Origin of the sequence: Rhizobium sp. BT-226 (assembly GCF_025847085.2) — a bacterium.
Classification (GTDB): Bacteria; Pseudomonadota; Alphaproteobacteria; order Rhizobiales; family Rhizobiaceae; genus Rhizobium; species Rhizobium sophorae.
In genome coordinates this window covers 165,159-190,138 of record NZ_JAOYTI010000008.1, presented here as the reverse complement: position 1 = coordinate 190,138, position 24,980 = coordinate 165,159, and the positions used below count along the sequence as shown (strand labels likewise).

23 protein-coding genes are annotated in these 24,980 nt (G+C 63.1%); 15 read left to right on the top strand and 8 right to left on the bottom strand.

The window, feature by feature from the left end; translation table 11 throughout:
• Positions 1 to 77 precede the first annotated feature (77 nt).
• The 11 genes from OIU37_RS33130 to OIU37_RS33080 all read left to right on the top strand — a co-directional run bounded on the left by OIU37_RS33130 (position 78) and on the right by OIU37_RS33080 (position 13,125).
• Entirely contained in the window at positions 78 to 1,562 is a 1,485-nt protein-coding gene (locus OIU37_RS33130) for a sugar ABC transporter ATP-binding protein (protein WP_264259923.1), read from the top strand.
• Positions 1,559 to 2,620: an ABC transporter permease gene (locus tag OIU37_RS33125; RefSeq protein WP_264259922.1), complete on the top strand. Its 1,062-nt coding sequence runs from the start codon at positions 1,559 to 1,561 to the stop codon at positions 2,618 to 2,620. The genes OIU37_RS33130 and OIU37_RS33125 overlap by 4 nt, the downstream gene beginning before the upstream one ends.
• Before the next feature lie 17 nt (positions 2,621 to 2,637).
• Positions 2,638 to 4,035 (top strand): LLM class flavin-dependent oxidoreductase, encoded by a 1,398-nt coding sequence (locus OIU37_RS33120; protein WP_264259921.1) that lies wholly within the window; start codon positions 2,638 to 2,640, stop codon positions 4,033 to 4,035.
• Between the two features lie 219 nt (positions 4,036 to 4,254).
• Positions 4,255 to 5,874 carry an ABC transporter substrate-binding protein gene (locus OIU37_RS33115; protein WP_264259920.1) on the top strand — a complete coding sequence of 540 codons (1,620 nt, stop codon included), beginning with the start codon at positions 4,255 to 4,257 and terminating at the stop codon, positions 5,872 to 5,874.
• Positions 5,875 to 5,914: 40 nt separating this feature from the next.
• Complete coding sequence (locus OIU37_RS33110; RefSeq protein ID WP_264259919.1) at positions 5,915 to 6,904, top strand: ABC transporter permease; 990 nt, start codon at positions 5,915 to 5,917, stop codon at positions 6,902 to 6,904.
• Complete coding sequence (locus tag OIU37_RS33105) at positions 6,901 to 7,734, top strand: ABC transporter permease (protein WP_264259918.1); 834 nt, start codon at positions 6,901 to 6,903, stop codon at positions 7,732 to 7,734. The genes OIU37_RS33110 and OIU37_RS33105 overlap by 4 nt, the downstream gene beginning before the upstream one ends.
• On the top strand, positions 7,731 to 8,525 hold the full coding sequence (locus tag OIU37_RS33100; protein WP_264259917.1) for an ABC transporter ATP-binding protein: 795 nt from the start codon (positions 7,731 to 7,733) through the stop codon (positions 8,523 to 8,525). Before OIU37_RS33105 ends, OIU37_RS33100 begins: the two co-directional genes overlap by 4 nt.
• Positions 8,522 to 9,301, top strand: a complete 780-nt coding sequence (locus OIU37_RS33095; RefSeq protein WP_264259916.1) for an ABC transporter ATP-binding protein — start codon at positions 8,522 to 8,524, stop codon at positions 9,299 to 9,301. Before OIU37_RS33100 ends, OIU37_RS33095 begins: the two co-directional genes overlap by 4 nt.
• A gap of 11 nt (positions 9,302 to 9,312) precedes the next feature.
• Entirely contained in the window at positions 9,313 to 10,407 is a 1,095-nt protein-coding gene (locus OIU37_RS33090) for an alanine--glyoxylate aminotransferase family protein (protein WP_264259915.1), read from the top strand.
• A gap of 70 nt (positions 10,408 to 10,477) precedes the next feature.
• Positions 10,478 to 11,341, top strand: coding sequence for a glycerophosphodiester phosphodiesterase family protein (locus OIU37_RS33085; RefSeq protein ID WP_264259914.1), 864 nt, complete (start codon positions 10,478 to 10,480; stop codon positions 11,339 to 11,341).
• 128 nt (positions 11,342 to 11,469) lie between these two features.
• Complete coding sequence (locus tag OIU37_RS33080) at positions 11,470 to 13,125, top strand: diguanylate cyclase (protein WP_264259913.1); 1,656 nt, start codon at positions 11,470 to 11,472, stop codon at positions 13,123 to 13,125.
• 47 nt (positions 13,126 to 13,172) lie between these two features.
• Here the strand turns inward: OIU37_RS33080 and OIU37_RS33075 are convergent, their stop codons facing one another.
• From OIU37_RS33075 to OIU37_RS33045, 7 genes are read right to left on the bottom strand one after another with little or no spacing between them, the layout of a single operon-like run.
• Positions 13,173 to 13,982 (bottom strand): inositol monophosphatase family protein, encoded by an 810-nt coding sequence (locus OIU37_RS33075; RefSeq protein ID WP_180695550.1) that lies wholly within the window; start codon positions 13,980 to 13,982, stop codon positions 13,173 to 13,175.
• On the bottom strand, positions 13,982 to 14,986 hold the full coding sequence (locus tag OIU37_RS33070) for a LacI family DNA-binding transcriptional regulator (protein WP_264259912.1): 1,005 nt from the start codon (positions 14,984 to 14,986) through the stop codon (positions 13,982 to 13,984). Before OIU37_RS33070 ends, OIU37_RS33075 begins: the two co-directional genes overlap by 1 nt.
• A complete protein-coding gene (locus OIU37_RS33065) occupies positions 14,970 to 15,749 on the bottom strand; it encodes a glycerophosphodiester phosphodiesterase (RefSeq protein ID WP_264259911.1) in 780 nt (259 codons plus the stop codon). Before OIU37_RS33065 ends, OIU37_RS33070 begins: the two co-directional genes overlap by 17 nt.
• The gene (locus tag OIU37_RS33060; protein ID WP_264259910.1) at positions 15,749 to 16,804 is read right to left on the bottom strand and encodes an ABC transporter ATP-binding protein; all 1,056 of its coding nucleotides are present in this window, start codon (positions 16,802 to 16,804) and stop codon (positions 15,749 to 15,751) included. The genes OIU37_RS33065 and OIU37_RS33060 overlap by 1 nt, the downstream gene beginning before the upstream one ends.
• Positions 16,804 to 17,646, bottom strand: a complete 843-nt coding sequence (locus OIU37_RS33055) for a carbohydrate ABC transporter permease (RefSeq protein ID WP_180695554.1) — start codon at positions 17,644 to 17,646, stop codon at positions 16,804 to 16,806. The genes OIU37_RS33060 and OIU37_RS33055 overlap by 1 nt, the downstream gene beginning before the upstream one ends.
• Positions 17,647 to 17,648: 2 nt before the next feature.
• Positions 17,649 to 18,950, bottom strand: a complete 1,302-nt coding sequence (locus OIU37_RS33050; protein WP_264259909.1) for a carbohydrate ABC transporter permease — start codon at positions 18,948 to 18,950, stop codon at positions 17,649 to 17,651.
• 59 nt (positions 18,951 to 19,009) lie between these two features.
• Positions 19,010 to 20,356 carry an extracellular solute-binding protein gene (locus tag OIU37_RS33045; RefSeq protein ID WP_180695556.1) on the bottom strand — a complete coding sequence of 449 codons (1,347 nt, stop codon included), beginning with the start codon at positions 20,354 to 20,356 and terminating at the stop codon, positions 19,010 to 19,012.
• A gap of 249 nt (positions 20,357 to 20,605) precedes the next feature.
• On the opposite strand from OIU37_RS33045, the gene OIU37_RS33040 reads away from it, so the two are divergent.
• Positions 20,606 to 21,064: a YbaK/EbsC family protein gene (locus OIU37_RS33040; RefSeq protein WP_168307795.1), complete on the top strand. Its 459-nt coding sequence runs from the start codon at positions 20,606 to 20,608 to the stop codon at positions 21,062 to 21,064.
• An 84-nt stretch (positions 21,065 to 21,148) separates the two neighbouring features.
• Positions 21,149 to 22,171 carry a Tim44 domain-containing protein gene (locus tag OIU37_RS33035; RefSeq protein WP_264259908.1) on the top strand — a complete coding sequence of 341 codons (1,023 nt, stop codon included), beginning with the start codon at positions 21,149 to 21,151 and terminating at the stop codon, positions 22,169 to 22,171.
• Positions 22,172 to 22,195: 24 nt separating this feature from the next.
• On the opposite strand, the gene OIU37_RS33030 is transcribed toward OIU37_RS33035, so the two are convergent.
• Positions 22,196 to 23,227 carry a hydroxyacid dehydrogenase gene (locus OIU37_RS33030; RefSeq protein ID WP_264259907.1) on the bottom strand — a complete coding sequence of 344 codons (1,032 nt, stop codon included), beginning with the start codon at positions 23,225 to 23,227 and terminating at the stop codon, positions 22,196 to 22,198.
• 274 nt (positions 23,228 to 23,501) lie between these two features.
• Here OIU37_RS33030 and OIU37_RS33025 point away from each other — a divergent pair, with 274 nt between their 5' ends.
• On the top strand, positions 23,502 to 24,101 hold the full coding sequence (locus OIU37_RS33025; RefSeq protein ID WP_264259906.1) for a HupE/UreJ family protein: 600 nt from the start codon (positions 23,502 to 23,504) through the stop codon (positions 24,099 to 24,101).
• A gap of 296 nt (positions 24,102 to 24,397) precedes the next feature.
• Positions 24,398 to 24,976, top strand: coding sequence for a GbsR/MarR family transcriptional regulator (locus OIU37_RS33020; protein ID WP_024320112.1), 579 nt, complete (start codon positions 24,398 to 24,400; stop codon positions 24,974 to 24,976).
• Positions 24,977 to 24,980 lie beyond the last annotated feature (4 nt).

Here is a 24,980-nt window from a genome sequence, read left to right as displayed (position 1 = left end):
AGGGAAAGGCGTGCCTGGAGTTCCACCGCTGGGACAGGGCACACTCCGGCTTCGAATGCAGTCCCGGACCTTTGTCGATGCCGCTTCTTCACATTGAAAATATCACCCGCAGTTTCGGGTCGACGCGGGCGCTGGCCGGTGCTGATCTTTCGATCGAGCGCGGCGAGATCGTGGCGCTGATGGGGGCAAACGGCGCGGGCAAATCGACGCTGGTAAAGATCCTTTCCGGCGTGCTTCCCGCCGATGGCGGCACGGTCAGCCTCGATGGCCGTCCCTTTGCGCCGCGCAGCCCGGCCGAAGCGGCAAGGGCCGGTGTCGTCACCGTGCACCAATCGACAGATCTCGTCGGCGCAGCCAGCCTGAGTGTTGCCGACGCCCTGCTGCTCAACCGGTTCGCCGATCGTAGCACGCCCTTTTTCGTCTCGCGTGCCGGCATCCGCCGTGCCGCGCAGTCCATGCTCGATGTCGCCGGCTTCAGCCTGCCGCTCGACCGTGATTTCGGCGACCTCACCAGCGCCGACCGGCAACTGGTGGCGATCGCCCGGGCGCTTGCCAACCGCGCCGATCTCCTCATCCTCGACGAGCCGACGGCGAGCCTTTCCGGAGAGGAAAGCCGCCGTCTCTTCGATATTCTACTGAGGCTTCGTAAGCGCGGCCTCGCGATCCTCTATATCTCGCACCGCACCGCCGATCTCGAAGCGATCGGCGACCGTGCGCTCGTCATGCGCGGCGGCCGCGTCGTCGGCACCTTCTCGCGGCCGATCGATTTTTCGAGCGCCATCGAGACGATGATCGGCCGCAGGCTGGATGCGGCCCGGCCGGATGCGCGGCCTGCGACCGGACCAGTGATTTTCGAGATGCGCGATATCAGCCTGCTCTCTGGGGCCGCCTCCTTCGATCTGTCATTGCATGAGGGCGAGGTGGTGGCGGTGACCGGTGTGCTCGGCGCCGGCAAGAGCCGACTGTTGTCGGCAATCTTCGGGGTGACGGCGCTTGCCGGCGGCGCGATGTTCCTCGGCGGCCGGCCCTATCGGCCGAAAGGCCCGGCCGAGGCGATCGCCGCAGGTGTGGCGATGGCGGCCGAAGACCGCCATCGTTCCTCGCTGATGCCGCCGGCATGGCCCGGCCATTCGCTGTCGGCGACGATCAGCCTGCCGCATCTTGGCAAATGGTATCCGCGCGGTTTCCTTGTCGGCGGCCGCGAGCGACACGAGGCCGAGCAGGCGATCGCCCGTCTCGGCATCAAGGCCGCCGGTCCGCTCGCCTCGATCTGGTCGCTGTCCGGCGGCAACCAGCAGAAGGCGGTGATCGCCCGCTGGGAGGCGGAGCCGAGCCGGCTGCTGCTGCTCGACGAACCCTTCCAGGGTGTCGACGTCGGCGCCCGTCACGACATCATCCGCGCAATCCGCGCCCGCACCGACCGGGCGACGCTGATCGCGACCTCCGACCCGGAAGAGGCCTATGAAGTGGCCGACCGCATCCTCGTCATCGACCGCCACGTGTTGAGGCCTGCGGCAGACGGGGCCGCTCTTGCCTCCGCAATCCAGGGAATATCCGCATGACGACGATCGACGACGACACTCTTCCACAGGCAAGCGCCCGGCCGAAGGCATCGCCGCAAGCCGATAATGGTCGTCTTGCCGCCTTCGGGGCATTTCTCCGGGCGGGCGCGGTGTTCATCCTGCTGGCGCTGCTCATCGTCGGCTTCACTATTGCCCAACCCGCCTTCATCAATATCGCCAATCTGATGAGCATCCTGCAGGCTGTGTCCGTCGTCGCCATCCTCGGCGCCGGCGTCACCGTCACACTGGCCGTCGGCGGTTTCGACCTGTCGATCGGCGCGGTCGCCGCATCGAGCGTGATGGCGGCGAGTTATGCGATGATCGTCTGGCACCTTGATGCCTATGCGACGGTGCCGCTGGTGCTCGCCTTTGGCGCCCTGATCGGCCTCGTGAACGCCTTCCTCATCGTCCGCCTGAAGGTGCCGGATCTGCTGGCGACGCTGGCGATGATGTTCCTGCTTTCCGGCTTGCAACTGATCCCGACCGCCGGCCGATCGATTTCGGCCGGCCTCACCCTGCCTGATGGATCGAAGGCGACCGGCGCCTACGACCCGGCCTTCCTGCTGATCGGCCGCTACAGCATCCTTGGCACCCTGCCCGTTTCCGTGGTGCTGATGGCGGTGGTCGCCGTCGTCCTCTTCATCCTCACCGAGCGCACCCGCATCGGCCGATTGCTGTTTGCGACCGGCGGCAATGAGGTCGCCACCCGGCTTGCCGGCGCCTCGACGGTGCGGCTGAAGACGCTCGCCTATGTCATATCGGGCACCCTGGCATCGCTCGGTGGCATTGTCATCGCCGCCCGCGTCGGGCGCGGCGATATCTCCTCCGGCGGCTCGCTGCTGATGGATTCGGTCGCCGCCGCATTGATCGGCTTCGCCGTCTTCAACCTGCGGCGTCCAAACGTGCTCGGCACCATTGCCGGCGCGGTCTTCGTCGGCGTGCTGCTGAACGGTCTCACCATGCTGAACGCCCCCTATTACACCCAGGATTTCGTCAAAGGCGCCGTGCTCGTCGGCGCCTTAGCGCTGACCTACGGCCTCGGCCGCAGCAATCCCTAATTTCAAGGAAGAAAGACATGACCCGCGAAATCAGGCTGAACGCCTTCGACATGAATTGCGTCGGACACCAGTCGCCGGGGCTCTGGCGCCATCCGCGCGACAAATCCTGGACCTACAAGGATCTCGACTACTGGGTGCATCTGGCAAAGACGCTGGAGCGCGGCAAATTCGACGGCCTGTTCATCGCCGACGTGCTCGGCGTCTACGACGTGCTGAACGGCAATGTCGATGCCGCCCTTCGCCATTCGGCGCAGGTGCCGGTCAACGATCCTCTGCAGCTCATCCCGACCATGTCCTACGAGACCGAGCATCTCGGCTTCGGGCTGACGGCATCGCTCTCCTTCGAGCATCCCTACACTTTCGCCCGCCGCATCTCGACGCTCGACCACCTGACCAAGGGGCGCGTCGGCTGGAATATCGTCACCTCCTATCTCAACAGCGGCGCGCTCAATATCGGCCAGCCGGCGCAGACCAAGCATGATGACCGCTACGACCTCGCCGAGGAATATCTCGAGGTCTGCTACAAGCTCTGGGAGGGAAGCTGGGAGGACGACGCGGTCGTCCGCGACCGGGAAAGCGGTATCTTCACCCATCCTGGCAAGGTCCACCCGATCCGCCATTCCGGCAAGCATTTCAGCGTGCCCGGCATCCACTTGAGCGAACCCTCGCCGCAGCGCACGCCAGTGCTCTACCAGGCCGGCGCTTCCAGCCGCGGCAAGGATTTCGCTGGCGCCCATGCCGAGTGCATCTTCGTCGCATCCCCATCGAAAGCCGTGCTGAAACGTTACGTTGCCAATGTCCGCGAGGCGGCCGAACGCGTCGGCCGCAACCCGCGTGAAATCCTTGCCTTCAACCTGCAGACGGTGATCCTCGGCGAAACCGATGCGGAGGCGCAGCGGAAGTTCAACGAATACCGCAAATACGCCTCCTTCGAGGGCGCGCTGACGCTGATTTCCGGCTGGACGGGCATTGATTTCGGCCAGTTCGGGCCGGACGAAGTGCTGCGGCACCGCCATACCAATGCGGTGCAATCGGCCGTCGAGACCTTCACCACCATCGATCCCACCAAGGAATGGACGGTGCGCGAAATGGCCGACTGGGTCGGCGTCGGCGGTTTCGGCCCTGTTTTCGTCGGCTCGCCGCAAACGGTCGCCGATCTGATGCAGGAATGGATCGAGGATACCGATGTCGACGGCTTCAACCTTGCCTATGCCGTGACGCCCGAGAGTTTCGAGGATGCCGTCGATCTGCTGGTGCCGGAACTGCAAAAGCGCGGCGTCTACAAGACCGACTACGCCAAGGGAACGTTGCGGGAAAAACTCGGGGGAGCGGGGCCGCGGCTCGTCGCGCCACATCCGGGGGCGGCCTATCGCAACCTCGCCGGAGAACCGGTCAGACTTGCCGCCGGCGGCTGACCGGCAGTGATTGCCTACAGCACCGCGCGTCTTTTAGACGCGCAAAGGTCGCTGTAACACTTTGAATTACTGCATAATTCCTTAGAATTATGCAGTGGCGAATGCGCACAGGACAGAAAAATATCTCGCCCGGTCGGCGCATTCGAATTTAATATCTGTCGCAATGATCTTTTCGCCGCGAATATAGTGCGGCGAATTGTTCACTGATCAGGAGGGGTCATGACCGTCCCATCTATCTCGCGGCGCACGCTGATGAAGGGCACCGCCCTGCTGCTTGCCTCGACGGCGCTCGCCCGGCAGGCGCTCGCCCAGACCGCGCAGACCACCCGGGGCGGCGGCCGGCTGATCGTTGCGGCCGATTCCGAGCCGAAGAACCTCAATCCTGCCATCGTCGCCTCGAACGGCGTCTTCTTCGTCGCCAGCAAGGTGATCGAGCCGCTGGCCGAAGCGTCGTTCGACGGCAAGGACGGGCTTTCACCGCGCCTCGCCACCTCCTGGGAGGGCTCGGATGACGGCCTCTCGGTCACCTTCAAGCTGCGCGACGGCGTCACCTGGCACGATGGCAAGCCGTTCACCTCGGTCGATGTCGCCTTCTCCGCGCTCAACATCTGGAAGCCGCTGCAGAATCTCGGCCGCCTGGTCTTCGCCAATCTCGAAGCCGTCGATACGCCCGATGATTACACCGCCATCTTCCGCTTCTCCAAGCCGACGCCGTTCCAGCTGATCCGCAACGCACTGCCTGTCGTCACCAGCGTCGTCGCCAAGCACATCTTCGACGGCACCGACATCGCCACCAACCCGGCCAACAACACGCTGATCGGCACCGGTCCGTTCAAGTTCGCCGAGCACAAGCCCGGCGAATATTACCGGCTGACGCGCAACGAGAATTACTGGGACAAGGAGCAGCCGAAACTCGACGAAATCATCTTCCGGGTGCTGCCCGATCGCGAGTCGGCGGGTGCAGCACTCGAAGCAGACGAAATCCAGCTCGCCGCCTTCTCGGCGGTGCCGCTGGCCGATCTCGACCGGATCTCGAAGGTCGACGGCATCAAGGTGATCTCGAAGGGCTATGAGGCTCTGACCTATCAGCTCGTCGTCGAGATCAATCATCGTCGCAAGGAACTGGCGGATCTCAGGGTGCGGCAGGCGATCGCGCAGGCGATCGACAAGAAATTCGTGGTCGACACCATCTTCCTCGGTCATGCCGCGGCCTCGACCGGCCCGGTGCCGAAGAATGCGCCGGAGTTCTATACACCCGATGTCGCGACCTATGCGTTCGACCCTGCGGCCGCCAACGATATCCTCGACAAGGCAGGATACAGCCAAGGGCCTGACGGCAACCGCTTTACGCTGAAGCTTCGCCCCGCGCCCTATTTCAACGAGACCCGGCAGTTCGGCGATTACCTTCGCCAGGCGCTCGCGGTGATCGGCATCAATGCCGAGATCGTCAATGCCGATGCGGCCGCACACCAGAAGGCTGTTTATACCGACCACGACTTCGACCTCGCCGTCGGTCCGCCGGTTTTCCGCGGCGATCCGGCGATCTCGACCACCATTCTCGTTCAGTCCGGAACCCCTGATGGTGTGCCTTTCTCCAACCAAGGCGGCTACGTCAATCCGGAGCTCGACAAGATCATCAAGCAAGCCTCCGAAACCATCGACACGGCGGCGCGCACCGATCTCTACCGCAAATTCCAGCAGCTCGTCGTCGCTGACCTGCCGCTGATCAACGTCGCGGAATGGGGCTTCATCACCGTTGCGCGCGACACCGTGCTCAACGTCGCGGACAATCCGCGCTGGGCCGTTTCGAACTGGGGCGATACCGCGCTGCAATCGTGATAGGATCGGCGGCAATTCCCTTCCAGAGGCCCTGTCAGGCGTGAAACGAGCCATCATCCTCCTGAGGCGCAGGGCGATCAGCAGCATTCCGGTGCTGCTAATCGTGGTGATCTTCACCTTTTTCCTGCTTGAATCCGCCTCGGGCGATGCCGTCGACGCCTATCTCGGCTCGATCGGCGGCGGCGATGCCGCACTTAGGCAGTCGCTGCGCGAGAGCTACGGCCTCGACCAATCGATGTTCGCGCGCCTCTGGCTCTATCTTTCCTCACTCGCACGCTTCGATCTCGGCTGGTCGGTCGCCTTCGGCCGGCCGGTCGGTGCGCTCATTGCCGAACGCCTGCCCAATACGTTGCTGCTGATGGGCAGCGCGACGGCGCTGTCCTTCGGTCTCGGCTCGGCGCTCGGCATCCTTGCCGGCGCGCGCCCGGGCAGTCTGCGGGACCGGCTGCTGTCCATCGGCTCGCTGATCGTCTATGCCATTCCGAGTTTCTGGCTCGGCCTGGTCCTGATCATCGCTTTTTCGGTGAAGCTGCGCTGGTTTCCGATCGCCGGCGTTGAGACGATCGCTTCGGGAAAGACAGGATTTTTGCGCGCACTCGATATCGCCGATCATCTGGTTCTGCCGGTTGGCGCGCTTGCCCTCATCTATCTCGCTCTGTTCCTGCGGGTGATGCGCAGCGGCATGGCCGAGGCCTGGAAGCTCGATTTCGTGCTCTTCGCTCGGGCCAAGGGGCTGTCGCGGAGCCGGATCGTGCTGCGCCATGTCGCCCGCAACGCGCTGCTGCCGCTCGTCACCATGCTCGGGCTGCAATCGGCGGCCATGCTCGGCGGCAGCGTGGTGATCGAGAGCATCTTTGCAATCCCGGGCTTCGGGCGGCTGGCGCAGGAGGCGGTCAATGGTCGTGACGCGCCGTTGTTGATGGGCATCATCGTCACCAGCGCCGTCCTCGTCATCTCGGTCAATTTCCTCGTCGATCTCGTCTATGCCGCGCTCGACCCGCGCATCGGCGCTTCGGAGGGCGGCGCATGAGCTGGCTGCGGCGCCTGCTACGCACGCCGGAAGGTGCTGCAGGATTTGCGATCCTTCTCGTCCTGCTTTTGGCCGGGCTGCTCGCTCCCGTTATTTCGCCGGGCGATCCGCTGAAAATTGCCGGCCGCGCCCTGCTGGCGCCGTTCACCGATCCAGGTTTTCCGCTCGGCACCGACCGTCTCGGCCGCGACGTGCTGGCGGGCCTGCTCTATGGTGCCAGAACCTCGCTTGCCGTCGGCCTGACGGCTGCGTTTGCGGCCATGGTCCTTGGGCTCTGCGTCGGCATGGCGGCCGGTTTTGCCGGCGGCCTCGTCGACGAGGCGCTGATGCGCGTGGTCGATGCCTTTCAGATCGTGCCGGGCTTCCTGCTCGCCCTTGCCTTCGTCAGCACCATCGGGGTCTCGACGCCTGTCGTCGTCCTTGCCATTGCGCTTGGCACCTGGGCCGATCCGGCTCGGCTGACGAGAGCGCAGGTGCTGGCGATCCGCGAGCAGGATTACGTCGCCTCTGCAAGGGCGATCGGCATGCATCCAGCCGAGATCGCCTTCCGGGAAATTCTGCCGAACGCGCTGCCGCCAGTGTTGGCGCTCTCCGCCACCATTGTCGCTGGCGCGATCCTCACCGAGGCAGCGCTGTCTTTCCTCGGCCTCGGCAATCCCAATATAGCCACCTGGGGTTCGATGATCGCCGAGGGTCGCAGCGTGCTGCGTTCGGCATCCTATCTCTCGATCATACCGGGGGCGGCCCTCGCCGTGACCGTGCTCGGCGTCCATCTCTTCAGCGAGGGTCTGGGCAAGGCGTTTGGCGACAATGGCGTGAGGGCGGCATGAGCGGCGTCTTCTGTAGCCTGCGGCAGCTTTCGGTCACCTACGGGCGCAGTGGGAACGGCGCGGCCGCGCTCGACAATATCGATCTTGATATCGTCGCCGGCGAAAGGCTGGCGATCATCGGCGAAAGCGGCTCCGGCAAGAGCACGCTTGCCCGCGCGCTTGCCGGTCTGCTGCCGGAGGGAACGAAGGTCGGCGGTGAGATGTTCTGGCCCGGCCTTGGCCATCCGCCCCGCCCGGGGCGCGATTTCGGCTTCGTCTTCCAGGATACGGGTTCCAGCCTCAACCCCGTCCTCACGGTCGGCGAGCAGGTTGCCGAGGGCGCCAGGCGCCATCTCGGCCTCAGCTGGAAACAGGCCTATATCAGGGCCGAGGAATTGCTTGAGCGGGTGAGAATACCGCAGCCGGACAGGGCGATGCGGTCTTTTCCGCATCAGCTCTCCGGCGGCCAGCGCCAACGCGTGGCGATCGCCGCTGCCATCGCTGCGAAGCCTGCGCTGCTGATCGCCGACGAGGCGACCAGCGCGCTCGACGTCGTCGTCCAGGCCGAGATCGTACGCCTGCTCGACGGGCTGGTGCGCGAGGACGGCATGACGCTGCTCTTCATCACCCACGATATCGCGCTGGCCTCCGGCTTTGTCGATCGCATCGCCGTTTTCCACAATGCGAGGCTGGTCGAGGCAGGCCCCGTCCGTTCGGTGCTTTCGGCGCCTGAGAGCGACTATACCGCCGCCCTCATCGCCAGCCATCGCGATCTCGCGACGCCACCGCTGATCGCGGAGGCGCTGCCATGAACGATGTGCTGCTCTCCGTCGAACACCTGTCGAAAGGGTTTTCTTCTGCGGGTCGCCAGGTTGCCGCTCTCGACAATGTGTCGCTGACGATCGCGCCTGGGGAAACGCTCGGTCTCGTTGGCGCCTCCGGCAGTGGAAAATCGACGTTATCGCGCATCCTGCTGCGGCTTGTTGCGGCCGACGCCGGCTCGATCCGCTTCGAGGGAGAGGATTGGCTCGCGCTGAACGGCGCGCCTTTGCGCCGCCGGCGGGGGCGCATGCAGATGGTGTTCCAAGATCCGCTCGCCGCCTTCAATCCGCTGGCGACCGTCGGTGCGGCACTCGACGATCCGCTTCGCATCCACGGCGTCGCAAAAGACCGGCGCCCCGGGGAGATCGTCGAGCTGCTGGAGCGAGTCGGCCTCACCGCAGATCATGCCGGCCGTCCGGTGCGGGCACTCTCCGGCGGCCAGCGGCAGCGCGTGGCGATTGCGCGTGCGATGGCAACACGGCCCTCGCTGCTGGTGCTCGATGAGGCGGTCTCGGCGCTCGATGTGACCGTGCGCGGCAGGATCCTCGAGCTTCTGGTCGATCTGCAGAAAGAACAGGGCATTGCCTGTCTGTTCATTTCGCACGATCTTGCCGTTGTGCGCGCCGTCTCCCACCGCATCGCCGTTATGGATGGCGGGCGGATCGTCGAGACCGGCCCGCCATCGGCGGTCGTTGCCGGGCCGCAATCGGAGGCCGCCCAGGCGCTCGTTGCTGCCGTCCCCCGTCTCGTGACCGATCCTTGCTGAAGGAAGTATCCATGTCCGATCTTGGTTGGAATCCCCTGCATGGCGTGCCCTCCTATCCCGCGGAGCGTTACGCCGTCCTTGCCGACAGGATCGGCGGCATATTGCGCAGCCGCAACGACATAGTGCTGGTGCAGGCCGAGGCGGTGGTGGCGCTGGAGGCGGCCGCCGTCAGCCTTGCACGCCCCGGCCTTTCAGCACTCAATATCATCACCAGCCTCTATGGCGGCTGGTTCGGGCAATGGCTGCGGCGGGGTGGCGCGACGGTAGAGGATGTTGTCGCCGAGCCGAGCCTGCCGATCGAGATCGAAGCCGTTGCAAAAGCGCTCGACGCCGGTCCTCACATCGATGTGCTGGCGCTGGTTCATGCCGAATCCGCAAGCGGCATTCTCAACCCCCTGCCCGAAATACTGGCGCTTGCCCGGGCTCGCAACATCGTCACCGTCGTCGATGCGGTCGCCTCGGTCGGCGGCCATCAGTTCGAAGTCGGCGATCTCGGCATCGACATCGTGGTGATTGGGCCACAGAAGGCGCTCGGGGGCCCGGCCGGCGTGTCCGCAATTTCGGTCAGCGGCCGCGCCTGGGATCTGATCCTCAGAGACGGCGCCCCGCGCGAGTCGATCTTGTCTTTGGCTGATCTGAAGACCTGGATCGACGGCGGCCGGCGCGGCCTTCCGGGAACACCAGCGCCGCTGGAATTCTTTGCGCTGGAGACAGCGCTCGATCGCATCGAGGCCGAAGGCCTGGAGAATGTAGTCGCCCGCCATGTGCTGGCGGCATCGGCGACACGGGCGGGGCTTGCCGCACTCGGAGCCCCGGCATGGGTGTCGGCAGCAAAGGCTTCGAACTTGGTCACGGCAGTGCCGGTGCCAGAAGCGCTGCCGCCTGCCGCGCTGATCACCGCCGCCGAACGGCTGGGCGTCGAACTGACCGAAGGTGTCGGAACCGCGCCGGCCCGTCTCGTGCGGCTGAACCATACTGGTCCGCGCGCTGCATTCCAGCCGGTGCTCTCGAATGTCGTGGCGTATGGCGCGGCCCTCAGGCAGTCCGGCCACCCCGCGGATATAGCAGCCGCTTCGGAGGCGATATCCGCGGCCTATAGTCGATGAAATCCATATCGGCCCTTGATAATCACGTCTCGTCAAGGCAGGAAAGTGGCATCGCGGAGACTTGGTGCAAATGACGAGATTGCTGGATGCGCAGGGGCTGGAGATTTCGCATGAGGGGCATCGCACCCGCCTGAAATGGCACCGCTTGCGCAAGCGGTTTTCCGACCCGCTGTTTTCCTCCGAAGTAATGGCGGAGGGCTTTGCGGCGGGCGCCTCGATGGAGCTCGATCTGCGCGTCCGCGCCGACGGCGGTTTCGTCGTGCTGCACGACAAGGAACTCGAAGGTGAAACGACTGGTCATGGACCGGTCGCCGAAAAGAGCGTCAGTGACCTCAGCGGTATCAGGATGCAAGGGGGCGACCGGCCGCTGATCCTCAGCGAGGATCTGGCCGCCATGATGCAATCGACGCATCCAGCCGCCTTGCTGCAATTCGACATGAAGGACGACTACGAAGCGATCGGCGCCAGGGGCGTCGCGCATCTGGCCACGCATTTCCGTGATATCGCCGCCTCGGTGATCGTCAGTGGCGACAGTCTCGACCTCATCGTCGCGGTCAAGGAGAAGCTTCCCCATCTCCTGCGCGGCATCGATCCGACCAACAAGCTCTACGATATCAGGATGGCCAACGGCTGGAAGGCGGTCGAGACGGAACTGTGCGCTGACCTGCGCGGCCCGACCGAACCGGACACGATCTACCTCCACTGGCCGCTGATCCTTGATGCCGCCAATGCGGGGCTGGATATGATCGCGCTCTGCCAGGACGAAGGCAAGCGTGTCGATGCCTGGACCTTCACCCTGAAGGATCCGGAGGCTGGTTTCAGCGAAGAGGAATGGCGCAACTTCCAGGCGCTGATCGCCCTGAAGCCGGATCAGATCACGACCGACGAGGCGCCGGCGACCGAACGGGCCTGGCGGTGCCGCATAGCGGTTTAACCGGCGAGCGTTCGAGCATGATGTCGTCCAAAAACCGATCACACTTTTCGGCATTATGCTCTTAGTCGCATGTTTTGCGTAATTTGCATCATTTTAAGCTTATGATGCTATGCATATCCAGCAGACAAATGTTGGTGTTCGATATGCAAGTTGTTGATACTAAAGCAATTGCGCAACAAGCACATTCCAGCTTGCAGGAAGCGTGGCATCTTGGGTGTACGGGCCGGTCGGTTGAGGCACTCACACTGGCCGGCGAAATTCTTGCCGATGCCAAGGCGCGGGGCGACGATCGGCTCGCCGCTCAATGCGACACCGACATTGCCTGGTACTGTTTTCAGATCGGCAAGGCCGAACTTGGACTGACGCATGTCCGCCGGGCGGTAGATTTCTGGAAATCAAACGAGGAACCCAAACAGGAATCTTATGCCCGGGCTTATTCCGGATGGTTGCTCTTGGAACTGGGCCTGCCCGAGGAAGCGATCGAAGAAGCCACCCGCGCGTTGGATCTGGCCGACAAGACCGCAGACTTGAAAGCGCAAAGCCTGGCGACCAACGTCATTGGAATTATCTTCTGGTACAACAAGCAGCCCGACCGGGCCATCTTGATGAGCGAGAGGTCTGTCGAGCTCGCAAGAATGATCGGCAACAAGACCTATGAATGCTGGTGGCTCATCAATCTCGGCGGCGCTCATTCGGAAGGCGGATATATCGCGGAGGCGCTCCGCCAGCCAGGGGAAGGACGCCAGATGCTGGTCAGAGCGCTGGAACTGACCGAACAGGCGCTCGACATCGCAACCGAGACCGGCGACAACTGGGCTGCTCGCATCTGTCTCGGCAATAAAGCCGAATTCCACAGTCACCTGGGCGAACATGACGAAGCGCTCCAGTGCATGGTCCGCTACCGGCTATTCCAAGAGAACAGCTATGTCAGGGACAGGCAGCAATATCTCTACACCCTGGGCCAGATCTACAACAATTCCGGAAAATTCGAAGAAGCCCTGTCGCCGCTCCTCGAGGCGATGGAGCTGATCGACGCAGGCGGCAGTTTCGATTCTTGTATCCAGATCTATCTTTATCTGTCGCAGGCCTATGAGGGGCTGGGACAGTTCGATCCGGCGCTGGCGGCCCATAAAAAATACCACCAGGCCTATTTGCGCAATAGCGCCGAGAGAACCCAGCGGCGCGCACGTCTCGCCGAAATCTACTATGAAACGAAGCGGTTCAAGGAAGTTGCCGAAACGGAGTCAAAGCGCGCAGAAACGCTGGAGGCCTCCTATCAGAAATTGCAGGAGCAAACCGATATCCTTGCCAATGCCGTCTATCTGGACGCACTGACCGGGCTCTATAATCGCAGATATCTCGACAGCCGCTTTAAGGCGCTGACATCTGAGAAGCGTCCATATTCCATTGCGATGCTGGATGTCGATCACTTCAAGTCGATCAACGACAACTTCTCTCACATGATCGGCGACCGGGTCCTGAGTACCATTGGAGCCATATTGCGCAGCCAGCTGCGGATTACCGATCAGGCAGTTCGCTTTGGCGGCGAGGAATTCGCCGTCCTGCTCGCCGGCGCTCCCCGAGGCGCCGCCGATGTCTGCCAAAAGCTGCGTTCGGCCATTGAACAGTGGGATTGGTCCGAGATCTGCAACGGGCTGAACGTCACCATCAGCATCGGTGTTGCCAGTGCCCTGTCTGGCAAGTCTCCGAACGAGATTTTGGCGATCGCCGATCAGAATCTCTACACGGCTAAAAAGAGCGGCCGCAATCGCGTTGTTTCGTAGCGCTCGCAGTTCCCCAATCGGGTGTCGCGTCTCTGGGAACGGTGTATCTAGAGCCCCTCGATGTCGAGGATGAAGGCGAATTCGCCGGCAAGCCCCGGCGAATGGGCGATGACAGGCCCGCCTTGCGCAAGTAGCTTGTAGACCGGCGGCATCGCCACCATCGCGCCGGCCTCTTTGGCGATCAGCGCGCCGGCAAGCATGTCCCAGGCATTGAGGTGGCGTTCATAGTAGAGATCGGCGGCACCCTCGGCGACGCGAACGAGGTCGATGGCGGCCGCGCCCATGCGGCGATAGTCCATGCCGCGTTCGTGGAGCCGCCGCAAAAGCGCCAGATGGTCGTCGAAGCTCGTCTTGCGGGAATGGCCGAGAATAACCAGCGCATGGGCCGGATCGGCGGTCGCAGCCACATGGACCGGAAGCCCGTCCTTGAAGGCCCCGCCGCCGCGGATGGCGTGAAAGACCTTGTCCTCGGTGGCATCGTAGACCACGCCGATCTCGACCGTGCTGCCGGCGACGAAGGCGATCGAGACGCCCCAGTGCCGGAAGCCTCTGATATAGTTGGTCGTGCCGTCGATCGGATCGACAACCCAGGTGCCGCCCTCGCCCGATCCTCCGCCACTCTCCTCGCCCATGAAGGTATCATCGGGAAAGCGCGAGATGAGCCCGTCGCGGATCGCTTGTTCGGCCCGCCTGTCGACGATGGTGACGAAATCCTGCAATCCCTTGTTCTCAATGGCGAGCGTGCCGGGGTTGGAGTCGCGCCGAAACCGGGCCGCTTCCCGTCCGACCTTGAGGGCGACTGAGATGGCGACCTCTGATCGTGCGCGGATGGCGGCGGCATCGAATGCGGAACTCATCAGGCAGTCCTTCTTTTGATCAATGTCACCGGCGTGAATTCGACACGCGCCGTCAGATCAGGTTCGGCCATCCGGCTCATCAGCAGGTCGACGGTCTGTTCGGCCTGGAGGTCGCAGGGTTGGCGGATGGTCGTGAGGTCGTAGGCGGTCCAGCTCGCCTGGGGAATGTCGTCATGACCGATGATGGAAAGCGGCGGCGCATCATCACGGCTGCGGCCCTGCATGACGCGGTCGACCACGCCGCAGGCCATGTAGTCGTTGGCGCAGAACAGCCCATCGATGCCGGATGCGGCAAGTTCGGCTGCCGCATCATAACCGCTCCGGTAGTCGTTGATCCTGACCTGCAGGAATTGCGCCTCGACGCCGAGCTGCTTGCAGCGTGCGATGAAGGCCTCGCTGCGCCGCCGCGCCGTATAGGATATGGCAGGGGCGGCCATCACGGCGGGCTTTCGCACGCCGTTATCGATCAGGTGGGTGGCGGCGAGATGGCCGGCCATGCGGTCGTCAGAGATGATGCGGTCGACGAAGGGGATGTCGTTGCCCTTGTTGATCAGCACGATCGGCACGCCTTCGGCCGCACATTGTTCGCAAATTTCGGTCGGCGGCGCGTCCGAGGTGACGATGACGCCTGAGACGGCGTAATGCAGCAGCTGGCCGATGACCGTCGAAGTATCCGCCTCCGGCGAGGTCGGCAGCAGGATGGGGCGGAAATTGCGGGCGAGCAGCATTCTTGCCAGATGCTCGATCTGCAGCGTGCGGAACGGATTGTCGAGGCCGGCGGCGACGACGCCGACGAGATCGGAGCGTTTGTTGGTCAGGCTTCGGGCGAGATAATTCACCCGGTAGCCAAGCTCCTTGGCGGCCTGATAGACCTTCTCGCGCGTCTTCGGCGAGACGCTGGCATCCGGCGTGAAGGCGCGCGACACGGCGGCGCGCGAGACGCCGGCCACACGCGCCACGTCGAAGGAGGTTACCTTGCGCGGTCCCTTATCCCTGTCTGCCAACTGCTTTTTCCTTGACTGCCGACGGCCGCATCAGATCGGGCAGATCCGTGCAGATGCCGAGAACCGGAAGCTTCATGAGGTCATCGAGAACGGCAGGCCGTTCCTCGTGCCAGAGCACGATCTCGCGGCCCGCATCGAAGGCGCGGCGCATCAGCGCGTCTGTTACGAGATCCTGCGGACGTTCGCCTGCCCTCTCCCAGCACAGATGCAGGATATCGGCACCGGCCTCGTCGCCGAGCGCGTGCGGATCGTGGCCGACCCGGACCAGCACCGAAAGCGGAAAATCGCAGGCCGCGTCGCTAAGTTCGCGTACCTGCGCCGTATCGAAGGAGCCGAGACAGGCGAAACGCTGGTTCATCTCGGCAAGGTGCTGCCAGCAGCGCATGCCGGTCCCAGGCGCCTTGAGCTCGACATAGAGACCGGTCCCGGTCTCGCGGCCGAGCGCGGCCACCTCCGAGAAACTTGGCACGTCGACGCCGTCGAGACCGGCGAGCTCTGCCGCCGTCATCTCGGAAATGCGCCGGTCGATGCCGAAGACGCGCTCGAGGTGATCGTCATGCGAGACGACGACCACGCCGTCCTTGGTCAGCTGCGTGTCGAGCTCCCACATCTCAGCGCCGAGTTCGGCGGCGCGGCGGAAAGCAGCGATCGTGTTCTCGCGTTCATGGCCGCTGGCGCCGCGATGGCCGATGCAGAAGGGAAGCCGGCCCTTGCCCGATGGCCAGCCGTAACGCTGGAAAAATGCCGAGAAATCGCGGGTCATCAGAGCCTCCTGCCATTTTCGTCGAAGACGAACACGCCGCGGCTGTCGATCGCCCAGCGGACGTCGTCGCCGACGTGTATATCGCTGCGCACCGGCTGGATGGAGCGCAGCAGCGGTCCGCCGGCAAGAGCCACGTCGTAGAGGTTCTCGCGGCCCTGCGTTTCGGCAAAGGTGACCTTGCCCGGCACGGCGATGTCGCCTGCCGGCGTAAAATGCTCCGGCCGGACGCCGAGCATCAGCTTGGTACCTTCGGCGGCACCGATGGTATCGGGCAGCGGCACGCGGATCTCGCTTTGCGGGATTGTGAAGGCGCCCTTGTCCACGACGCCGCGCAGGAAGGTGATCGGCGGATTGCCGAGAAAGCCGGCGACGAAGGCGGTCTTCGGATCATTGTACATTTCGGCCGGCGTGGCGATCTGAACGATCTCGCCCTCCTTCATGATGGCGATGCGGTCGCACATGCTCATCGCCTCGACCTGGTCGTGGGTGACGAGAATGGCGGTGATGCCGGTTTCGCGTTGCAGGCGGCGGATTTCCGATCGCATTTCGAGGCGCAGCTTGGCGTCGAGATTGGCGAGCGGCTCGTCGAGCAGCAACACATCGGGCTTGCGGATCAGCGCGCGCGCCAGCGCCACACGCTGCTGCTGGCCGCCGGAAAGCTCGGCCGGCCTGCGGCCCATCAGGTTGCCGATGTGAACGAGGGCGGCGATGCGGTCGACTTCCTTGCGGATCTCGGCTGCCGGCATGCCCTTCACTTTCAGCGGAAAGCCAATGTTCTCGGCAACCGTCATGTGCGGATAGAGTGCATAGGACTGGAAGACGACGCCGACATTGCGGGCCTGGCTCGGCAGGTCGGTGACGTCACGATCGCCGAAGAGAATGCGTCCGCCGGTCGGCCGGTGAATGCCGCAGACCGCAAAAAGCGTCGTCGATTTGCCGCAGCCGGAAGGGCCGAGCAGCGCCAGCATCTCGCCGTCGCCGACTTCGAGCTGCATATTCTCGATGACCTTGGTGGAGCCGAAGCTCTTCGAGAAATTGTCGAGGAGGATGCGCATCAGCCTTTGCTCCCGCCGCCGTAGATGTTCATGAGGTATTTGTTGAAGAGCGCGTAAGCGATCAGCACCGGAAAGAGGTAGAAGAGGCCGACTGCCTTGAACATGTTGAAATCGTAATTGTTGTCGTCAGCGAGGAAGCCGGCGAGATAGACCGACAGCACCTGCACCTGATTGCCCGGCGCCAGCACCTGCGGCAGGATGAATTCGCCCCATCCGGAGAGGAAGGAGAACAGGCCGAGCGCCATGATGCCGGGCTTGACCTGCGGCAGCACGAGGCTGCGCCAGACCCGAAAGCGCGAGGCGCCGTCGACGACGCCGGCCATTTCGATTTCCCACGGCACCGTATCGTAGAAGCCCTTCATCAGCCAGATGCCGAGCGGCAGGTCGATCGCCGCCTTCACCAGGATGACGCCGATCAGCGAATTATAGAGGCCGATCATCTGCAGCACGATGAAGATGGCGATGATCAGCGTTACCGACGGGAAGGCGTGCAGCACCATGACGCCGGCAAGGAAGAAGCCGCGTGCCGGCACGTTCAGCCGTGACAGCACATAGCCTGCCATCGACGAAACGATGAGCACGACGCTGGTGGTGCAGGTTGCAAAGAGCAGCGTATTCACAGTGACCTGCCAGATGTTCGCCTTGCCCGCCGTCGTCTGCCACAGGAAACGCCAGTGCTCGAGCGTCAAGCCGGAGGGCAGCAAGGCATCCGGCTGCTTCACCGTCACTGTGTCGAGGAAGAGATAGACATACATCAGGAGCAGCGGCAGGCTGACGATGGTCAGCGCCGATATGACAGGCCAGCTGCGATAATTTGCCGAGGGCTGCGATCGTTCGGCCATGGTCAATCCTCGATCAGGGGCTTGGCGACAAGCGTGCCGTAGTTGAAGACGCGCAGATAGAGGAGCGACAGCATCACACCGATGACGACGAGCACCAATGCCATAGCGGCGCCCAACCCGTATTCCAGGTTGCCGGCATAGTTCCTGAGCGCGGTGTGATAGGCGGAGAGCGCCCAGACCTCGGTCGCGTTGCCCGGCCCGCCATTGGTGGCGAGCAGGATTTCATTGAAGGAGGCAAGCAGCGACAGCGTCTGATAGCACGTGACGAAGAGGATCGGCCAGCGCATCTGCGGTAGGATGATGTAACGGATCTGCTGCCAGCGCGAGGCGCCGTCGACCTCGCTCGCATAGAACTGGCTCTTCGGAATGGCCTTCATCGCCGAGGAGAAGACCAGCATGCCCATCGAGGCGCCGATGAAGCCGTTGATCAGCACGACGAAGAACCAGGCATTATAGGCGGTATCGAGCAGGTAGTTCTTCGGCGGATAGCCGAACTTGCCCATCAGGATAGAGATGAATCCGCTGTCCCAGGCGAGCCACTTCCACAGCATGACGTAGATGACGACGGGCGTGATGCGCGGCAGGAGCCAGATGCCGCGGAAGATCGAGGCAGGCGTTGGCGGCATGTAATGCGTCCAGATGGCGAGCAGCAGCGCATAACCGACATTGAAGAGCATCAGCACCAGCGCGACGTAGAGCACGGTATTGAAAAGTACACGCGCCATGTCGGGCGAGCTGGCCATGCGTGAGAAATTGTCGGTCGTCCAGGTCCAGCCGGTATAGGTGACCCTGGCGACGGTTTCCTTCTGCTCCGGCGTCAGCGCGAAACCCAGACTGTCCAGCGCCGAAAACAGCTGCTCCTTGCTGTCGAAACGGGTGTTGAGGACGGAGCGGTTGAACTGTTCGGAGATCTGCTTGACCTCGCGTGTCGAAGGTCGCTCGGCAAGATCCTTGATCATGCGCTCGACGTCGCGGCGTGCCGGGAAGACCTCGCCCATATGTTTGGTGCGCAATTCCGCGGCAATCCCCGGCGCCATCCCGAGGCCCTCGACGGCCGTGAGGCCTGCATCGTCGATCGTGTAGCGCGGTTCGGCCATCTCGGCAGCGATGTCGGGCATTGCCGATTTCAGCGCGACCAGGGAATTGGGTGCGATCTGGTAGGCACCGCCGGAAATGCCGGTCGCCGTCGTCATGTTGGTCATCGAGAAGACCGCCGTCAGAACCACCGGCATCAGGAAGAACAGGACGGTCATGATCGCCGCAGGCGCGATCATCACCAGCCCGAGCGTTCTGGACGATTTCATGGAAGCCCCCTCATCGCGAACCGACCGGGCGGCGGTGCCGCCGCCCGGAAGAGTCGATCTTAGCGGATGACGATCTTGTCGCCGAGCGTGCTCTTCAGCTCGCTCTCGGCATCGCCGACCGCGGCGTCCACGGTCTTGGCGCCGGTCCAGGATGCTTCGAGGTTCTTCCACATGATGTTCCAATATTTGCCGAAATCGGAATTGTTCGGCATCGCATTGGCATGCGGCAGCAGGCGCTCGGTGGCTTCGCGGGTCCAGCGGTCGGCCGCGTAGAAGTCGACGGTGGATTCCGACTTGGAGATGCCGAGATGGGCTGATTTGACCGCATGCAGCGCGTTGGTGCGTGGCTCTGAGGCGATCTTGACCAGTTGGGCGGCGATCTCGGTGTCTTCCTGGCTGTGACCTGCGGTCAGCAGGTAGACGAGCGGGTGGGTCAGCGTGTTGGCCTTGCCGCCCTCGCCGGCGGGGATCAGCGTGAAGATCACGTTGCCGAAGAAGTCCTTCAGGCCTTCCTGGTTGACGAGGCGGGCATAGTGCCAGGTGCCGCCGTGCCAGATGCCGGCCTTGCCGGTGGCGACTTCCTTCCACCACTGGTCGCCCGGCATGCCGATGTGGTTCTTCTTGGTGACGCCTGCCTTCACGGCATCGGCGAAGAACTGATAGGTGCGGGTCATCGCGGCCTTGTCGAAAACGAGCTTGCCGTCTTCTTCCATCGTGCCGCCGAATGAGGTGTAGAACTGCCAATAGTCGGGACCGTTGCTGGTGCGGGGATAGAAGCCATAGCCGGCCTGGACGAGGCCCTTGTCCTGCATCTTCTTGGCATCTTCGAGCAGGTTCTTCATGGTGTACTTGCCGTCCTGGACGCTCTGCGGCAGCGCGTCCAGATCGGCATCGCTGTAACCGATCGCCTTCATGTAAGGCTTCCAAAAGAACATCGGGCGGGATTCGGCGTCCTGCGGGATACCGTAGACGGTGCCGTTGTAAGAGGCGATCTCCAACAGGTTTTCATAGATGTCGCTGAGCGGCCAGGAGTCGAGATCGACATAATCCTCGATCGGAACGATAAGGCCTGCCTGCGACCATGGTGCGATGTCTTCATGGCCGCTGACGACGATATTCGGGGCGGTCTTGGCTTCGGCGGCAAGGGTCAGCGCCTGCTTGAAGTCCTCCCAGGCCGAATAAGGCTTCTTTTCGACGGTAATCTTCAGCTCTTCGCCCTTCAGCGCAGCTTCGCGCTGCAGCTGCTGGGCTGCGATCTCGATGGCGTCGAGGCGATAGACGTCGTTCGGGCCGGTACCGCCGGCCCAGACGCTGATGTGAACGTCCTTGGCGAGTGCAATTGCAGAGGTCGAAGCCAGGATGGCGGCTGCGACGGCAAGGGATTTCAATGTCGGCAAAATGGTCATCTTCTTCGTCTCCCTGGAAGAGCAGTGTGAGGCCTCTTGACGGGTCATCACTGTTGCGTGACGGCCGTTCCGAAAACCCCACGAAAACGTGGCGTATCCCGCTCTAGGGGTTGAACGTAACGGCCGAATGACAAAATTGAGCACGTGTGCAAAATTATTATGACGATGTCCGCACGACTTGCAAGCGGCGGTTTCGATCGTCATCTTTTACGCTTCAAATCGCGTGTTTCCTGGTCTAGCATCACCGTCATGAGCCTTGAATCCGTCCGCGCCTTCCTGCACGCCCACGCACCCGATATCGAAATCATCGAAACCGCCGAAAGCTCCTCGACGGTGGCGCTTGCCGCCGAAGCCCATGGCGTCGAGCCGGCCCAGATCGCCAAGACGATCTGCCTGCGCGTCGGCGAGCAGATGATGCTGGTCGTTGCCGGCGGCACGGCGCGGCTCGACAATCGCAAGTTCAAGGACACGTTCGGAGCCAAGGGGCGCATGCTCGACGCAGAGGAGGTGGTGGCGGTCACCAGCCATCCGGTCGGCGGCGTCTGCCCTTTCGGCCTGCCCTCGCCGCTGCCGATCTATTGCGACATCTCGCTGAAACGCTTCGATGAAGTCGTGCCGGCGGCCGGCTCGACGAACTCGGCCGTGCGCATCGCCACCGGACGGCTAGCGGAGCTGACCGGCGCCAGCTGGGTCGACGTCTGCCAGTAATGGCGCCGAAGAGCTTCACACGGCGGAAAGAGTCCCTATATTACATCTCGACATGCCGTGATTGCGCATGACAGGAGATCAGGAATGCCGAGTGCCGTTTCGCGTTTTGCCAAGATCGCGGCCATTGCCGCTCTGACGAGCGCTACCGTTTTTGCTTCCCTTGACGATGCCGAGGCGCGCCGCGCCGGAAGCGGCGGTTTCGGAAGCCGCGGCACGCGCACCTTCCAGGCGCCGCCCGTCACCAACACCGCGCCTGGGACCGCAGCACCGATCGAACGATCGATGACGCCACGTTCGCAGACCACGGCACCCGCCACTGCGCAACAGCCCCTCGGCGCTCAGCGCCCTGGAATGTTCGGCGGATTCGGCCGTTCGATGATCGGCGGCCTGATTGCCGGCGGCCTTCTCGGCATGCTGCTCGGCCACGGTTTCGGCGGCGGCTTCGGTTTTCTCGGCATGTTGCTGCAGATCGCCTTGATCGGCGGTGCCGTCATGCTCGCCATGCGTTATTTCGCCAACCGCCGCCAGCCTTCCTACGGCGTCGGCGGCCAGAGCCGATCCTCTCCACAATCCTATGGCCAGCCATCCTATGGCATGTCGCCTGCCGGCAACTCGTCCTTCCAGATTCCGGCGATCGGTTCGGGCGCCGGTTCAGCTTCGTCCTCGCGCGGCAACCGCCCGAGCGACGAGATCGGGCTGGCGCAGGCCGATCTCGATCAGTTCGAGGAACTGCTGACCCAAGTGCAGACCGCCTACGGTGCCGAAGATTACGGCACGTTGCGTCGCTTGACGACGCCTGAGGCCATGTCCTATCTTGCCGAGGAACTCGGCGAAAACGCCACCAACGGCGTGCGCAACCGCGTCTCCGACGTCAAGCTGCTGCAGGGCGATATTGCCGAGGCCTGGCGCGAGGATGGTCAGGAATATGCGACGCTCGCCATGCGCTATTCCTCGATCGATGCCATGGTCGAACGCGACAGCGGCCGGATCGTTTCCGGCGACGATCGCCACCCGAGCGAAAGCACCGAGGTATGGACCTTCGTGCGCAAGCCGAGCGCCGACTGGAAGCTCGCCGCGATCCAAGGCGCCGAGCAGCGCGCCGCCTGAGTGGCGCGGCACGCCTCTTCTGGCCTAATTCACCGCGACCGGTTTGGAACGCATGCGCGAAACCGTTTCGCGTTCCGCCCGCTTGCAGCGCATCGGCGGCAGGCCGCGATCCATCAGGTCCATGTCTTCGAGCACCATGTCGCCCATCTTCTTGAAGGCGCTGTCGAGCGCGCCGGCCCGGTGCGCCGAGCGGATGAAGCCCTTCAGGCTCCGCACCGGATGATCGGAAGGCAGCGGCTCCTCAGGGTAGACGTCGCTCGCCGCGACGATGTGGCCTGACGAGACGGCGGCCATCAGCGCATCGAAATCGACGACATCGGCGCGGCTGAGCAGGATGAAGGCCGCGCCCTTGCGCATGCTGGCGAAGGCCTCCGCGCCGAGAAATCCCTTGTTCTCGCTGGTGACGGCCGCGACGACGAAGACGAAATCGCTCTTCGTCAGGACATCCTCCAGGCTTGCCGGCTCGACGCCATTTTCCTCGAGGATCGATTGTGGCAGCCAGGGGTCGAACACCCTGATCCGGGCTCTGAAGCCGGACAGCAGCCTCCGCAGCGCTTTGCCGAGATCACCGAAGCCGACGATGCCGATCTCGGAGCCGGCGATCAGCCGCGCACTTGCATTCCCCTCCCCTCCCCAGAGTTCGTTGCCTTGGCGAAAAGCGACATCCGCGTCGACGATGCCGCGCGCCAAGGCCAGCGCGAAACCGACACCGATTTCGGCGACCGGCTCGGCAAAGACCTGGCCTGTGGTCACCACATGGATGCCGCGCTCAAAGAGCACCTCATAGGGCATGTTGTTGAGAAGATTGCTTTCGACATTGAGGATCGAACGCAAGGCCGGCATTCTGGCCAGCGTTTCCGCCGAAAGTGGCGGCTGGCCGATGATGTAACGCGCCTTGCCGAGGACTTCGTCGCCGAGACCGGCGATATTCTCGGGATCGGCCTCGACGATCTCATATTTCGCCTGCAATTCGGCGCGCGCCTTGTCGCTGAAAATCAGATCGAGCGTGCGCGGCTCGGGCGCGCTGATCGCCAGCGGCCGTTCGGTATTCGTCATGGCGTCCCTCCATCACGGCGGTCTGCGCCGTCTCTGCCGGACGATTGATAGCCTCTGTGGGGGACCGTTTCCAGTTCGATCTTGAGTCGCTGGGGCGCTGGGAGGCGCTATCGAAAGCGGCATCTGCCTATCAGATAAGCAATTGAATTGGCTCGGTATTTCATGGCATTTTCGTTGACGGCGCGAATTCTTTGAACTAGCGTGATGCACGCGACTTGGAACCATGCCTTTGTTCGGCGGCCGCAGGATATTCGAACTCACGAGGGAATGAGCAATGAAATCAGCACTCAAGAGCGGTCTGCTTGCCTTGGCTGCCGCAGCGCTTCCAGCCGTCGCCTATGCCCATCCCGCCATCGGCGAAGCTGCCGGTTTCAGCCATGGCTTTGCCCATCCGATCTCTGGCCTCGATCATGTCCTCGCCATGGTGATGGTCGGTGTTTTCGCATTTCAGCTCGGTGGCCGCGCCACCTGGCTCGTGCCGACGACCTTCGTTCTGGTAATGGCACTCGGCGGTGCGCTCGGCGTTGCCGGGATCAATGTTCCCTTCGTTGAAATTGGCATCGCGCTTTCCGTCGTCGTCCTCGGCGCCGTCGTTGCGCTCAATGTCAAGGCGCCGCTCGCCGCAGCACTCGGCATGATCGGCCTCTTCGCCATCTTCCACGGTCATGCACATGGCGCCGAAATGCCGGAAAATGCCGCCGGTGCCGCCTATGCCGCCGGCTTCATGGCCGCGACGGCGCTGCTGCATGTCGCCGGTCTCGTCCTTGGTTACGTCATCGGCCGCGCCGGTGAAGGCCAGGGCGTCTTCGTGACGCGCACGGCAGGTAGCATTGCCGCCATTGCTGGCGTCGGCATCCTGGCCGGCTTGATCTGAGCCGGACGGCATTCCTGAACAAAAACTGGGCAGCAGCGGCGGCCTAGACATCTCAATCCGACCAGAACGCCCGGCAGGCAAGCGCATCGCCGGGCGTTTCTGCGTGATTGCGGTAAAGTGCTGTTGACTTGACCCAAGTCAAGCCCAGCCACGTCGCACCCGGCTATAGCTAGCCAACGATCAACGAACGGACATCCAAATTGACGCAGGCATGCCTTGCCGATTGCCGGCGAGACGCGAAAGTCAGTATAGTGATTTCAGAAATTTCTGAAATCACAGACGCAACGGAAACGACCATGAACCTTCCGCCTCTCGTTCAGTCCTTCGTTCTCCACTTCGGCGAAATGGGGTCGCGCTGGGGAATCAACCGCACGGTCGGCCAGATCTATGCCCTGCTCTTCGTCTCGCCCGCTCCGGTCTGCGCCGAGGAGATCGCCGAGTCGCTCGGCATCTCGCGCTCGAATGTTTCGATGAGCCTGCGCGAATTGCAGGCCTGGAACCTCGTCATCCTGAAACACAAGCCGGACGACCGCCGCGATTTCTTCACCACGCCGGATGATGTCTGGCACATATTGCGGACGCTTGCCGAGGAGCGAAAGAAGCGCGAAGTCGATCCGACGCTGTCGGTCCTGCGCGAAATCCTGATGCAGCGGCCGGCCAGCGACGCCGAGCGCCATGCGCAGCAACGCATGAGCGAGATGCACACGCTGATCGAGCAGCTGACACATTGGTATGAAGACGTAAAACAACTTGAAACAGAAAGGCTCGCAACATTACTCTCGCTTGGCGCGAAAGTGACCAAGCTTCTGGAGGCCAAGGACCGGGTCGTTTCGCTCGGCCGCAGCCGCCGGCCAAATCCTGCGAACAAGAGTTAGCGCC